Below are 14,349 nucleotides of genomic sequence, written 5' to 3'. Positions count from 1 at the left end.
CATGCTCATCTTTTGCCGTTGTGACTTTAATGTGAAAATGATGCCATTCTCACATACTATGAGGTATTAATCCAAATTTCTCTGGGCTATCCCTCTGCAAAAGGTAGATTGCATACGCGTTACGCACCCGTGCGCCGGTCTCTAGTTCCGAAGAACTATACCCCTCGACTTGCATGTGTTAAGCCTGCCGCTAGCGTTCATCCTGAGCCAGGATCAAACTCTTCATCGTATATTGTGCGCTTAATAAATTAAGCTATTTTTATGCGAATCCAATTCTATCGGTGTTTATTCTAATCTCTCGATTATCTTACTCTTTTTTTCTTTGTCTTATCTTTCAATAAGACGGCTGTCAATTCAATATGTCTAGGAACGTATTCTTCTTGTTTTTTGCGCTTTTCGTTGTTGCGATTAGCGGGTGCAAAAGTAGAAATTCTTTTTTTAACTGGCAAGAAAAAAATGAAGTTTTTTTTGAGATTTTCATCTCTCTTAAATCATTCTCTCTTATCAATCTCTCAAGGAACTTCCCGTGTTTTGCGGGGTGCAAAGGTAAATAACTCTTTTATTTCTCACAAGCTTTTTTTGATTTTTATTTTTGAAAATTTCTTTTCTTTTGTATCAATCGCTTGCCAGTTTTTAAAAGAACGTTGCCGTTGTTGCGGGTGCAAAAGTAGACCCTTTTTTCGTTTAAACAAGCCCTTTTTAAAACTTTTTTTGATTTATTTTTTAATAATTCAATAAAGCTCTGATAATCATTATTTAACCAAAACTTTACGAATTGAAAAAACTTCATTATTCAACAACTAATCCTAAATCACTAGTAAAATATACTTTTCATACACTATCCATACTTTATCCATACAGTATATATAGTCATAGACTACAGATTACAGAAGGCAGATTATAGAAGGTAGATTATAGAGCAAAACCACTCTTTACTTATCTCTTATACATTTGTAATCAAATTCACGATTGGTTCTTATGAATGACATTGCCCTAGCCCGGATGGGAGCGGCATCCTCTTGGGGCGGGGTTCGCCCTAAGAGATATAGCGGACAGCCGGAAATTGCTCCTGAAAAAGCGAAAGAGCGTTATCAACCTCCGATCTACTAGAAATACAAACAAACCTTCCTCGAAAGTATCAGATCTTAACTAGAGATAAATACATAAACAAAAAAAAGAGGCTTGACACAAGATCAAACCTCTTTTAATTCATTTTCTACAATGATTATAATAAAGCATCTAAGCTATCGGCATACGTTTGTTTTGGTGCTACACCTACTTGCTTTCCAACTACTTCTCCGTTATGAAAAACTAATACAGTTGGAATATTACGCACTCCGTATTTGGCAGCAAATTCTTGGTTAGCGTCTACATCTACTTTTCCTACCACTACTTTACCTTCATACTCATTACTCAATTCGTCGATGATTGGTCCTACCATTCGACATGGTCCACACCATGCTGCCCAAAAATCAACCATTACTGGTTTGTCTGATTTCAAAACTACTTCTTCAAAAGTAGCATCTGTAATTGCTAATGCCATTTTTTATTTGTTTAAATCCATCCTACTAAAAATGTTTTGGATGGTGATTGATATTTATTTTAATAAAGGACAAATTTAGGAATTAAATATTAATACTAGAGCTTCTTGAAATTAGTTTTGATTATACTTCTATTGCAATGCCCTATATGGCCAGACAACTGCACAAATTAAACTACTCGATTTCAAAAGATTCAGAAAACGATACGGCAAAAAAAAGAGTTACCACAACAGTAACTCTTTTTCAAACCTCTAATAAAAAAATGATTTACAAGCTGTATTTTAATCCTAACGTCAACCCTAGCCCGCTTATTCCTACGTATGAACTAAGTTCATCCATAGCTTTAGTAGCATCCAATCCATTCGGATTAGTCAAAGCATTGTTTGATTTAGTATCTAACTTACTCACATAATTGGTGTGGATTTGCGCTTTTGTTCTAGTTGCTAAAGCATCCACTCCATTCACTGTATATTCAGTAGTTTCTTTAGTTTTACCATGAACTGTAAAATTACGATACTCTAATTCAGCAAAAGCCGAAAGTTTTTTTCCGATTTTATATGAAGTTCCTACAACAGCTGAAAAACCTAAAGTAGGATTTGGTTTTACTACATCAACCATACGAACACTAGCTGTTCCAGCACCTGCAGGAACTACAGCATTGGTAGTTATTTCCAAATCACCATGTACTGGCAATAAAACTCCAACTTTTGTGTAAGGTTCAAATCCTTTGTGCTCCCCTAAAAACAACACCAAAGCAGGCGCTAAATCAAAAGCAGTAATTTGGCCCACAGCTTTAAAATTATAAATAGGCCTTCCTCCAGAGATAAAAATCTGATCTGTTACAGTCTGCGCCATTGTTTTGTCAGTACTGCTATAGTAATTGATTCCCATCTCGACACCTAATCTTGCATTAAAACGGTATCCTACTGTACCACTTGCTCTAAATCCTTGTCCAAAAGATCCAGTAACACTTTCTTCAGATATTAACTTTCCGCCTTGATATACTTTACTTAATGCATCATTACCTCCAACTGTTGGGAATTCTGTAGATGCTGTTTGATTAAAATAAGATCCTCCTAATTTGAAATACCAACTTTCTTTGTTTTCTGTTTGAGCAAATAATGTTGTTGTAACCAACACTAAACCTAATGCTAATAATTTTTTCTTCATAGTAATTTTAAAATTGTGAGACAAAAGTAGAATTAAAAACTATTGTTTATTTTTTACTATGCATGCATACTATTCGTAATTATGAAATTGTAGCAAAAATTTAGAATAAAATAAACATATACAGGATGTCGACTACACACTTTACATTATTATGCATTTTTTTAACCTTAAAAAATTAATTTAACTTGAAATTCAATTGCATTTTTTCCAATTCAAAAAGGAGTTCATTGGTAATTTTTATTTTTAACTTTCGGCTTGGCATGGCTAATTTGGTTACAATTTTAATTTCTTCTACTTCCTCGATTTTAGCATTAGATGTTGTAGATAAATTCTCGTCTTCATCAATATCATTGCTTTCATCAAACTCAGGTTGCGGCACTGTAATGGCTTTTCTCACTCGTTCCAACTCCATTACTTCAAAATTAACCGTATGTTCTCCTTTGTTTTGCTGAAACAATTCGTTCAATTTATAGATAAACTCAGGTTCGATATCTGTAATATTCAACAACAAAACCAATTTCTTAGCATACGCTTCTAACACATCTTGTAGTTGTTTCACCTCAACAAACTGAATTCTAGGCTCGGCTCGTTTGCCTGTTTCTTGATTGACCCAACCTTCTTTGACCAATATTTTGATGTACGTGAAATTGTTTTGAATAAAGAAATGACGAAACTTCAGATATTCTTCGCCAAAAATTCGAAATTCAAAATTCTCGTCATAGCCTTCGAGTGTAAACATCCCCCAACCTTTTCCGTTTTTGGCTACTCGATGTTGTACGTTATTGATTATACCTGCAAAAGAAAGTGTCTTGGTAACATGTTGCTCTAAATTTTTAAGTGCTTCTAGTCGGGCATTGCAGAAATATTTCATTTCAAACTTATAGTCATCTAAAGGGTGTCCTGAAATATAAATCCCGACAACTTCTTTTTCTTTGGCGAGTTTTTCCATCGTACTCCAATCTTCGCAGGGAGGAACTACGGGCTCTGCGATTTGCACTTCGCTCGCTTCGCCGAACAAACTGACTTGAGAGGAATTTTCGTTTTCTTGGAATTTCGCTCCATAACGTATGGCTTTTTCATAAAAAGTAATGCCATCTCCATCGTCATGAAAATATTGCGCACGAGTGGTACCTTCAAACGAATCGAATCCACCTGCCAAAGCCAAGTTTTCGATTGCCTTTTTATTGGCCGCTCTCAAATCGATGCGTTTGGCCAAATCAAAAATGGATTTGTATTTACCGTCTTTTCTGTTTTCTACAATCGTAGCCACCGCACCAGAACCTACTCCTTTAATAGCTCCCATTCCAAAACGAACGGCGTAATCTTCATTTACAGTAAATTTATAGAAAGACTCATTAACATCAGGACCCAAAACCTGCAATCCCATACGCTTACATTCTTCCATAAAAAACGATACCTGCTTGATATCATTCATATTATTTGAAAGTACCGCAGCCATATATTCTGCAGGGTAATGCGCTTTCAAATAAGCCGTTTGATAGGCAATCCAAGCATAACAAGTAGAGTGCGATTTATTAAATGCATAACTCGCAAAAGCTTCCCAGTCTTTCCAAATCTTCTCCAAAACCGTTGCATCATGACCTTTTGCCGCCGCTTGCTCCACAAACTTCGGCTTCATTTTGTCCAATACGTCTTTTTGCTTTTTACCCATTGCCTTACGCAAAACGTCGGCCTCACCTTTGGTAAAACCAGCCAACGATTGAGACAAAAGCATTACCTGCTCTTGGTATACCGTAATTCCATAGGTTTCAGACAAATATTCCGCACAAGCCTCTAAATCGTATTTGATTTCTTCTTCGCCATTTTTTCTTCGAACGAAAGACGGAATATACTCTAACGGCCCCGGACGATACAAGGCATTCATCGCAATCAAATCCCCAAAAACAGTGGGCTTCAAGTCCTTCATATACTTTTGCATACCAGGTGACTCGTATTGGAATATCCCTACTGTTTCTCCTCTTTGAAAGAGCTCATAAGTTTTAACATCATCAATAGGAAAAGTATCGGGGTCGAGCTGAATTCCTGTTCGGTATTTTACTAATTTAACTGTGTCTTTAATCAACGTAAGGGTCTTCAACCCCAAGAAGTCCATTTTCAACAATCCTGCACTTTCAGCCACCGAGTTATCGAATTGTGTAACATACAAATCCGAATCTTTAGCGGTAGTTACCGGAACATAATTGGTAATATCTGATGGCGTAATAATCACCCCACAAGCGTGAATCCCGGTATTTCGCATCGAGCCTTCCAATATCTTGGCTTGCTGAATCGTCTCTCCAGCTAAATCTCCGCCATTGGCAATCGCAATCAATTCTTTTACAGCATCGAACTCGTCTGAACGCAATGCTTTTTTTACATCCTCTTCTTTTTCAGAAATAAAACGAGCCAAATTCCATTTTGACGGCATCATACCTGGAATTAACTTCGCAATTCTATCGGCTTCAAACAAAGGCAAATCCAGCACACGAGCGGTATCACGAATAGCCGATTTCGTAGCCATCTTACCATAAGTAATGATTTGCGCTACTTGATTGGCACCATATTTATTGATTACATAATCCATTACACGCCCTCGACCCTCGTCATCAAAATCGATATCAATATCGGGCATCGACACACGGTCCGGATTTAGGAAACGCTCAAAAAGCAAATCGTATTTAATAGGGTCAATATTGGTAATTCCCAAACAATACGCTACCGCCGAACCCGCTGCCGAACCACGACCAGGTCCCACAGAAACATCCATTTTTCTGGCTTCGGCAATAAAATCTTGTACAATCAAGAAATAACCAGGATAACCCGAATTGGAAATGGTTAGTAATTCAAAATCCAATCGTTCTTGAATCGACTCCGTAATTTCTCCATAACGTCGCTTTGCTCCTTCCATCGTAAGGTGTCGCAAATAGGCATTTTCACCACGAACTCCGCCATCAACTTCATCTTCTGGCACAACAAATTCTTGTGGAATGTCGTATTTAGGTAACAATACGTCACGGTACAAGGAGTAAATTTCAACTTTATCTACAATTTCTTGAATGTTAATAATCGCATCAGGCAAATCAGCAAAGAGTTTTTTCATCTCCTCACCCGACTTATAATAATATTCCTGATTTGGCAATCCATAACGATAACCTCGTCCTCTACCAATAGGCGTGGCTTGTTTTTCGCCATCTTTTACACACAACAAAATATCGTGCGCATTGGCATCTTCTTTATTTAAATAATAGGTATTGTTAGTAGCAATGAGTTTAACCTTGTGCTTCTGAGAAAATTCAATGAGCGTTTTATTTACCCTGTTTTCATCTTCTTGATTGTGGCGCATGATTTCGAGATACAAATCGTCTCCAAATTGTGCTTTCCACCAAAGTAAAGCTTCCTCCGCTTGGTTCTCTCCTACATTCAGAATTTTACTTGGAATTTCTCCGTATAAATTCCCAGACAAAACCATTATGTCTTCTTTGTACTGTTCGACTATAGCTCTATCAATTCTAGGCACATAATAAAAACCAGCCGTGTAAGCTATAGAAGCCATTTTGGCCAAATTGTGATAGCCTTTTTTATTCTTTGCCAATAAAACTACTTGATAACCATTGTCTTTCTTGGTTTTATCCAAATGATTATCACAGATATTAAACTCACAACCAACAATAGGTTTTATCTCGGTTTCAGTGGGTTCTTCTCCACTTTCTACCAATGCTTTGTTTTTTGCCGATGCCGATTTGTTGTGATTCATAACGGCGCTCACAAAATGGAAAGCACCCATCATATTACCCGTATCCGTCATCGCCACCGCTGGGAAATTATTTTTGGCTGTAGCCGCCACCAAACCGCCAATCGCAATGGTGGATTGCAAGACCGAAAACTGTGTATGATTATGCAAATGAGCAAAAGCTGCTGCGGAAAAATCTTTCTTTTCTGTTTCGGTTAAAATTGGTGCATCAGTAACAACACCCGAGGCTTTAAGTTGCTCCCGAATCGCATCAGAAGCCTTCTTAAGATTAATGTGCTTTAATCCAATTAGCGGAAAAGGTTCTGGATTTTTACTTTGGAACTCCTTGAAGTAAATAGGCTCTACTTCCAACTCCTCTTTGGTAAAAACTTCTTTTCTAATTAATTCTAGAAAACATCTTGTGGTTGCCTCAACGTCGGCGGTAGCGTTGTGTGCTTCCGCGAAAGGTTGGTCAAACAAATACTGATGCAACTCGGTAAGCGTTGGCAATTTGAATTTTCCTCCTCTACCTCCAGGTAATTTCAGCAAGGAAGCCGTTACTTCTGTACAAGTATCTAGAATCAGCATTTCACCCATAGGTGAAGCAACACCCAAACGATAGAACTCGCAACCCATAATATTGACATCAAAACCAACATTTTGACCTACAATAAATTTGGCTTTCCCTAAAGCTATATTGAACTTCTCCAATACTTCCGCCAATGGAATTCCCTCTGCTTGCGCCAATTCGGTAGAAATACCGTGAATTCGCTCCGCATCATAAGGAATATTGAACCCTTCTGGCTGCACCAAATAATCTTGATGCTCCAACAAAATCCCCATATCGTCGTGCAACTGCCAAGCGATTTGAATACATCTTGGCCAGTTATCTGTGTCAGATAAAGGTGCGCCCCAACGCTTGGGTAATCCAGTAGTTTCAGTATCGAAAATTAAGTACATAGGTTAAAATAACAAAGATTAAAATTCCAAAATCCAATTTTGAAACTCCTTAAAACATTGGTTTTATGGAGTATAAAAAACAGTACAATACAAATTGGCGGAAGTTCAAATTTAGTTTTTTTTTAAAGAAACTAGAGGCAAATTGCTTTTTTATTCCAACTATAACTGACATTAAAAATTATAACGGCATAGCCAAAGGAATTCATACCCTTTTCATTCAAAAAACGCTAAATCTCATTTTTGGATGTCGTAGTTTTCAACTAAAAAAAAAGTATTTTAAAGAACTTATTCCATCGATTTTAAACCTTGATATTGCATTAATTAGGAGAGATAAAAACAGTACATTGTTGACTATTTTTAATCAAAAAACGAGATTTAGATAGAAAAAACGCAGTGAAATCATTGAAAAAACGGTTTGTTTTAAAAATAACTCAACAAAAAGCCAGTAACTAAAAAGGATTTTAATTTTAAAAAAAGAGGCTCGCTTTTTTCTGAATGCTAGCAAAACCAAACAAACTTTCTTCTAAGAAAATATTTTTTTTAATTCTAATCTACCATAGAAAAAGAATTTGGGTATCGTATATAATGAAATTTGAAAATTGACACCTTTTGAAGGTTTGCTACATTTGTTTTCCAAGTTATACTTTTTGGGTAGCAACCCAACAAAAAAGACCAATACACTTAAAAAAAATAGTTAACAATGAGTACTACATTATTCGACAAAGTATGGGATTCGCACGTGGTGCGTAAAATTGAGGATGGACCAGATGTGTTTTTTATTGACCGTCATTTCATTCACGAAGTGACTAGTCCTGTTGCTTTTTTAGGTTTAAAAGCTAGAGGCGTTAAGGTGTTATATCCAGAACGCACTTTTGCCACTGCCGATCACAACACCCCAACAATAAACCAACATTTACCAGTAGAAGACCCTCTATCTGCTAATCAATTGAAAGCATTAGAAGATAACGCTACAGAATATGGTATTTCCCATTGGGGTTTAGGACACCAAAAAAATGGAATTGTTCACGTGGTAGGACCTGAAAACGGAATTACTTTACCAGGTGCTACTATTGTTTGTGGTGACTCACATACTTCAACTCATGGTGCATTTGGAGCCATTGCTTTTGGTATCGGAACTTCGGAGGTAGAAATGGTACTTTCTACGCAATGCATTATGCAACCGAAACCCAAAAAAATGCGTATCAACGTAAACGGAACTTTGAGCAAAGGTGTGGGACCAAAAGACGTGGCTTTGTACATCATTTCAAAACTAACAACTTCTGGAGGAACCGGTTACTTTGTTGAATATGCTGGAAATGTTTTTGAAGAAATGTCAATGGAAGGCCGTATGACAGTTTGTAATTTAAGTATAGAAATGGGTGCTCGTGGAGGTATGATCGCTCCCGATCAAAAAACTTTTGACTTCTTAGAAGGCAGATTGTATGCCCCAAAAGGAGAAGCTTGGACTAAAGCAGTTGAATACTGGAAAACTTTGAAAACGGATGCTGATGCAGTTTTCGATGCAGAATTAACTATTGATGCTGCTGATATTGAACCAATGATTACTTATGGAACCAATCCTGGAATGGGAATTGGAATTTCAGCATCTATTCCAAGTGCAGATCAAGTAGAAGGTGGCGAGGAAACCTACAAAAAATCTTTGGCCTATATGGGCTTCAATGAAGCTGATACAATGATTGGTAAAACAATCGATTATGTTTTCTTAGGAAGCTGTACTAACGGTCGTATTGAAGATTTTAGAGCTTTTACAGAAATTGTTAAAGGCCGCAAAAAAGCAGATAATGTTACGGCTTGGTTAGTACCTGGCTCACATGTTGTTGAAGCACAAATAAAAGAAGAAGGACTTTTAGACATTCTAACAGAAGCTGGTTTTGTATTGCGTCAGCCAGGCTGTTCGGCTTGTTTAGCCATGAACGACGATAAAGTTCCAGCAGGAAAATATGCCGTAAGTACTTCTAACAGAAACTTTGAAGGCCGCCAGGGTCCTGGATCAAGAACAATGTTAGCCTCCCCAATAATGGCCGCTGCTGCTGCTGTGACAGGAAAACTGACTGATCCAAGGGAATTGATGTAATTTTTTCACCGCAAGGACACTAAGGCGCTAAGAAAATATGGATATAAATAAATATGAAGAATTAGCTAAACAAATATTTATAGCTAGCCTTGAGGTTCACAAAATTATGGGGCCAGGTTTATTGGAATCGGTTTATGAAATGTGTCTTTTAAAAGAATTGCAGTTGAGAAAAATTTCAGCAGAAAGTCAAGTCGGTATTCCTTTACAATTTAAAGGTTTTGATTTATCAAAAGAATTTAGAATTGATATTTTAGTTGAAAACGAAATCATAATAGAATTAAAATCTGTAGATACACTATTACCAGTACATCAAGCACAGATAATATCATATCTAAAGTTAGCCGATAAAAGGATGGGATTTCTAATTAATTTTAACGTCCCAATCATCAAAAACGGCTTCAAAAGATTTGTAAATAACTATTAAAAAAAATACCGCAATGACGGAAAGTCGCAAAAAATAGAATTCACAAACTATCCTTGCACCTTTGCTTCCTTGCTTTAACAAACAAATAAATATTATAGCATTGCGCCTTTGGGTCCTTGCGGTAAAAAAACAAATAAATAATTAATATAGCATCGTGCCTTTGCGCCTTTGCGGTTAAATTTAATACTATGGCATACGATAAATTTACCATCCTTACCAGTAGTGCAGTGCCACTACCGATAGAAAACGTAGACACAGATCAAATCATACCTGCTCGTTTCTTGAAAGCCACAAAACGTGAAGGATTTGGCGACAACCTATTTCGTGACTGGAGATATAATGGAGACGACACACCAAAAGCCGATTTCGTTTTAAACGATGCTACTTATTCTGGAAAGATCTTAATTGGAGGAAAAAACTTCGGTTCTGGGTCTTCAAGAGAGCACGCTGCTTGGGCAGTTTACGATTACGGATTCCGTGCCGTTGTTTCTTCTTTCTTTGCAGATATCTTCAAAGGAAATTGCTTGAACATTGGAGTTTTACCCGTACAAGTTAGTCCAGAATTTGCTGATACTATTTTTAAAGCAATAGAAGCAAATCCAAAAACTGAACTAGAAATCAATTTACTTGAACAAACCATTACTTTATTGGCTACTGGTCAAAAAGAATCTTTTGACATTAACGGATACAAAAAGAACAACATGATTAATGGTTTTGATGACATCGATTATCTAAACAATATCAAAGAAGAAATTGTTGATTTTGCGAGTAAACAATTGATATAGAACCTTAAGTTACTTACAACCCAATAGTGCTGTCCTATATCGTTTCTAAAATGATATAGGATTCGCTTTAAATAAAAAAAGGATACTTTAATCCGAAAATAATTCCCCAATGGAACAGAAAAAGATTGAAATAATGGACACTACTTTACGCGACGGAGAACAAACTTCGGGCGTATCGTTTTCGGCTGCAGAAAAACTAACCATTGCTCAATTATTATTAGAAGAATTACACATTGACCGCATCGAAATTGCTTCGGCACGTGTAAGTGAAGGAGAATTTCAAGGGGTAAAAGGCATTATGGACTGGGCGATTACCAAGGGATATACTGACAGAATAGAAGTTTTATCATTTGTTGATGGAGGAATTTCTATTGAATGGATGAAAAAAGCCGGAGCCAAAGTACAAAATCTTTTAACGAAAGGTTCTCTAAATCACCTGACCCACCAATTAAAAAAAACACCTGAACAACATTTTGCAGAAATTGCACAAGCAATCGAACTCGCAAATCAAAACGGAATTGCCACCAATGTCTATCTCGAAGATTGGAGCAACGGCATGCTCAATTCTCCCGATTATGTATTTCAATATTTGGATTTCATCACCCAACAACCCGTTAAAAGAATTTTATTACCGGATACATTAGGTGTTTTAATTCCTTCGGATACTTTTGAATTCATTTCTAAAATAACACAAAAATACCCTAACGTTCACTTTGATTTTCATGCACACAATGATTATGACCTTAGTGTAGCCAATGTTATGGAAGCCATAAAAGCAGGAATCAGCGGTTTACACGTAACTGTAAATGGAATGGGAGAACGCGCCGGAAATGCTCCTTTGGAGAGTACCGTTGCCGTTATCAATGATTTTTTACCACAAGTAAAAATCAATATCAAAGAAACTTCTCTGTACTCAGTTAGCAAACTTGTAGAAACTTTTACTGGATATAGAATTCCGGCGAACAAACCCATAGTTGGAGATAATGTTTTTACTCAAACCGCTGGTATTCATGCTGATGGAGACAACAAGAATAATCTTTATTTTAACAACTTATTACCCGAGCGTTTTGGAAGAAAACGAAAATATGCGCTTGGAAAAACATCAGGCAAAGCCAATATTGAAAAAAACCTTCAAGAGCTAGGGCTACAACTTAATGCAGAGGATTTAAAACTCGTTACACAACGCATCATTGAATTGGGCGACAAAAAAGAAACAGTAACCAAAGAAGATTTGCCTTATATCATTTCTGATGTTTTGGACAGTCAGTCGTATCAAGAACGTGTGGTGGTTCAATCCTATGTTTTGGTTCATGCCAAAGGAATGCGCCCTTCAACTACACTTTGTCTTAAAATTGATGGAGAAATAATCGAAGAAAACGCACAAGGCGACGGACAATTTGATGCTTTTATGAATGCACTGAACAAAATTTACAAAAGCAAAAAAATGACTTTACCTAAGCTTGTTGATTACGCCGTTAGAATCCCTCCAGGAAGTAGCTCCGATGCTTTATGCGAAACGGTTATCACTTGGACAGCAAACGGAAAAGAATTCAAAACCAGAGGATTAGACTCTGACCAAACTGTGGCAGCCATTGTTGCTACACAAAAAATGTTGAATGTAATCCCCTCCCCGACCCTCCCCGAAGGGGCGGGAGATAAAACGGAAACGTAAAAATCAAACAATAATACCAAAATTAAGAAACATAAAACAATAAACCCAATCCATCAACATCCAGTCTCCCCCTCCTTCGGAGGGGGTTGGGGGGAGGAAAAAACTTTACTATATGAAATTAAATATTGCCCTTTTAGCCGGAGACGGCATCGGACCAGAAGTAATCAACGAAGCCGTAAAAGTAGCTGATGCTATTGCGAAAAAATTCAATCACGACATCACTTGGACGCCAGCCTTAACTGGTGCTTGTGCCATTGATGCTGTTGGTGTACCTTACCCAGACGAAACACACGAAATATGTATGAAAGCCGATGCGGTTTTGTTTGGAGCCATCGGACATCCAAAATACGATAACGACCCAAGCGCACCCGTTCGCCCTGAACAAGGTTTGCTTTTAATGCGCAAAAAACTAGGTTTATTCGCTAATGTACGTCCAACGTTTACTTTTCCTTCATTGATTGACAATTCTCCTTTAAAAAGAGAACGTATCGAAGGAACAGATTTGGTTTTCTTGAGAGAACTAACTGGTGGAATTTATTTTGGTGAAAAAGGAAGAAGAGATGATGGCGAAACTGCTTTTGATAATTGTGTGTACACCAGAGCTGAAGTACAACGTTTGGCCAAAAAAGGTTTTGAATTAGCGATGACGCGTTCTAAGAAATTATGCTGTGTAGACAAAGCCAATGTACTAGAAACTTCTCGTCTTTGGAGAGAAACAGTTCAAGCTATGGCCAAAGACTATCCAGAAGTAGAAGTTAGTTATGAATTTGTTGATGCTGTCGCTATGCGTTTGGTGCAATGGCCTAACTCTTATGATGTATTGATTACCGAAAATTTATTTGGAGACATTTTAACCGATGAAGCTTCTGTAATTTCAGGTTCTATGGGATTAATGCCTTCAGCTTCTGTTGGAGAACATACTTCATTATATGAACCCATTCACGGGTCGTACCCACAAGCAACTGGACTAAACATTGCAAATCCATTGGCTACTATTTTATCTGCTGCAATGATGTTTGAAGATGCTTTTGGATTAAAAGAAGAAGCGCAAGCCATAAGAGCTGTAGTCAACAAATCCCTAGAAGAAGGCGTTGTCACCGAAGACTTAGCTGCCAAAGGAAGTAAAGCCTATAAAACTAGCGAGGTTGGTGACTGGTTAGTGGCCAATTTATAATGTACATGTTGAAACGCACAGCATTCTGTCTCTATTTCGTTTAAGATTTCAAGTTAAAGTGATGTGATTTCAAACAATTTTAAATATAAAAAGAGGCTGTCAAATAATATGGATAATTCAGTAACAAAATGGAGTGTATTCTTACTATGTATCATTGTGATTCCAAATAACATTGGAGGATGGCCAATTTTATTCGTTATTCTAGGTAGCATCATTTCAGCTATTACTTTCGAAAGCTCAGTTGTAGAATTGATTATTACATTTTTACTTTGGTTATCACTCTATTTTCTGTTTTCAAAGAATAAATGGTTCAAAATAGGAGCCTATATTTTGATCTATTTGTTAATTTTATATTTAGTGATCCGAAGCGAGGCGAACCACGATCTAGTTTTCTTTTTTGTTTCTGCTTCGCCCTTTTTTTGTTGTTCAATTTATGATATTTATAAAACAAGTATCTATAGTGGCTTGGATTCAATTAATGAATGAAACTTTTTAGAAAAGAGTTGAAAACAGATTAATGTTTTATTTATTCAAAACTATGCTGCTACCTAAAAATAATGCAAAGAGAACTATCAATTTTAATGTAAAATCTGTATTAGAATGTGGTGGAGCTATTATAAAGACTATAGAAGAAAACTTTATAAGTGCTTTTTCAAAATCCCCTGTTATAGATGGTGACTAAACCTATAACTAACAAAAAAAATGATATTAGGATTAATCATCCTAGTATCATTTGCATTTATAACAAACCAAAATAATGCATCCGTAAGAAAATTTAAAATCACACAGGTTTGGCCT

General features: G+C 36.7%; 9 protein-coding genes and 1 rRNA gene (1 of these 10 cut by a window edge). 6 read left to right on the top strand and 4 right to left on the bottom strand.

What is annotated here, in order from left to right:
• From AO58_RS0101435 to dnaE, 4 genes are all read right to left on the bottom strand, one after another.
• Positions 1 to 229 (bottom strand): 16S ribosomal RNA (locus AO58_RS0101435) (it extends 1,285 nt beyond the left edge of the window).
• 996 nt (positions 230 to 1,225) lie between these two features.
• Positions 1,226 to 1,543 (bottom strand): thioredoxin, encoded by a 318-nt coding sequence (gene trxA, locus AO58_RS0101415; protein ID WP_024980008.1) that lies wholly within the window; start codon positions 1,541 to 1,543, stop codon positions 1,226 to 1,228.
• A 265-nt stretch (positions 1,544 to 1,808) separates the two neighbouring features.
• Positions 1,809 to 2,711, bottom strand: a complete 903-nt coding sequence (locus AO58_RS0101410; RefSeq protein ID WP_024980007.1) for an outer membrane beta-barrel protein — start codon at positions 2,709 to 2,711, stop codon at positions 1,809 to 1,811.
• A gap of 175 nt (positions 2,712 to 2,886) precedes the next feature.
• A complete protein-coding gene (gene dnaE / locus AO58_RS0101405) occupies positions 2,887 to 7,401 on the bottom strand; it encodes a DNA polymerase III subunit alpha (protein WP_024980006.1) in 4,515 nt (1,504 codons plus the stop codon).
• 700 nt (positions 7,402 to 8,101) lie between these two features.
• On the opposite strand from dnaE, the gene leuC reads away from it, so the two are divergent.
• The 6 genes from leuC (at position 8,102) to AO58_RS17895 (ending at position 14,233) form a co-directional block, all read left to right on the top strand.
• A complete protein-coding gene (leuC, locus tag AO58_RS0101395; RefSeq protein WP_024980004.1) occupies positions 8,102 to 9,496 on the top strand; it encodes a 3-isopropylmalate dehydratase large subunit in 1,395 nt (464 codons plus the stop codon).
• A 37-nt stretch (positions 9,497 to 9,533) separates the two neighbouring features.
• The gene (locus AO58_RS0101390; protein ID WP_024980003.1) at positions 9,534 to 9,920 is read left to right on the top strand and encodes a GxxExxY protein; all 387 of its coding nucleotides are present in this window, start codon (positions 9,534 to 9,536) and stop codon (positions 9,918 to 9,920) included.
• A 188-nt stretch (positions 9,921 to 10,108) separates the two neighbouring features.
• Complete coding sequence (gene leuD / locus AO58_RS0101385; RefSeq protein WP_024980002.1) at positions 10,109 to 10,705, top strand: 3-isopropylmalate dehydratase small subunit; 597 nt, start codon at positions 10,109 to 10,111, stop codon at positions 10,703 to 10,705.
• Between the two features lie 109 nt (positions 10,706 to 10,814).
• On the top strand, positions 10,815 to 12,377 hold the full coding sequence (locus AO58_RS0101380; protein ID WP_024980001.1) for a hydroxymethylglutaryl-CoA lyase-like TIM-barrel protein: 1,563 nt from the start codon (positions 10,815 to 10,817) through the stop codon (positions 12,375 to 12,377).
• 112 nt (positions 12,378 to 12,489) lie between these two features.
• On the top strand, positions 12,490 to 13,551 hold the full coding sequence (leuB, locus tag AO58_RS0101375) for a 3-isopropylmalate dehydrogenase (RefSeq protein WP_024980000.1): 1,062 nt from the start codon (positions 12,490 to 12,492) through the stop codon (positions 13,549 to 13,551).
• Between the two features lie 538 nt (positions 13,552 to 14,089).
• Complete coding sequence (locus tag AO58_RS17895) at positions 14,090 to 14,233, top strand: hypothetical protein (protein WP_155959402.1); 144 nt, start codon at positions 14,090 to 14,092, stop codon at positions 14,231 to 14,233.
• The last annotated feature ends 116 nt before the right edge of the window (positions 14,234 to 14,349 follow it).

This window comes from Flavobacterium succinicans LMG 10402 (assembly GCF_000611675.1).
Classification (GTDB): Bacteria; Bacteroidota; Bacteroidia; order Flavobacteriales; family Flavobacteriaceae; genus Flavobacterium; species Flavobacterium succinicans.
The sequence above is the reverse complement of the archived record's forward strand: the minus strand, read 5'-3'. Positions and strand labels throughout refer to the sequence as shown.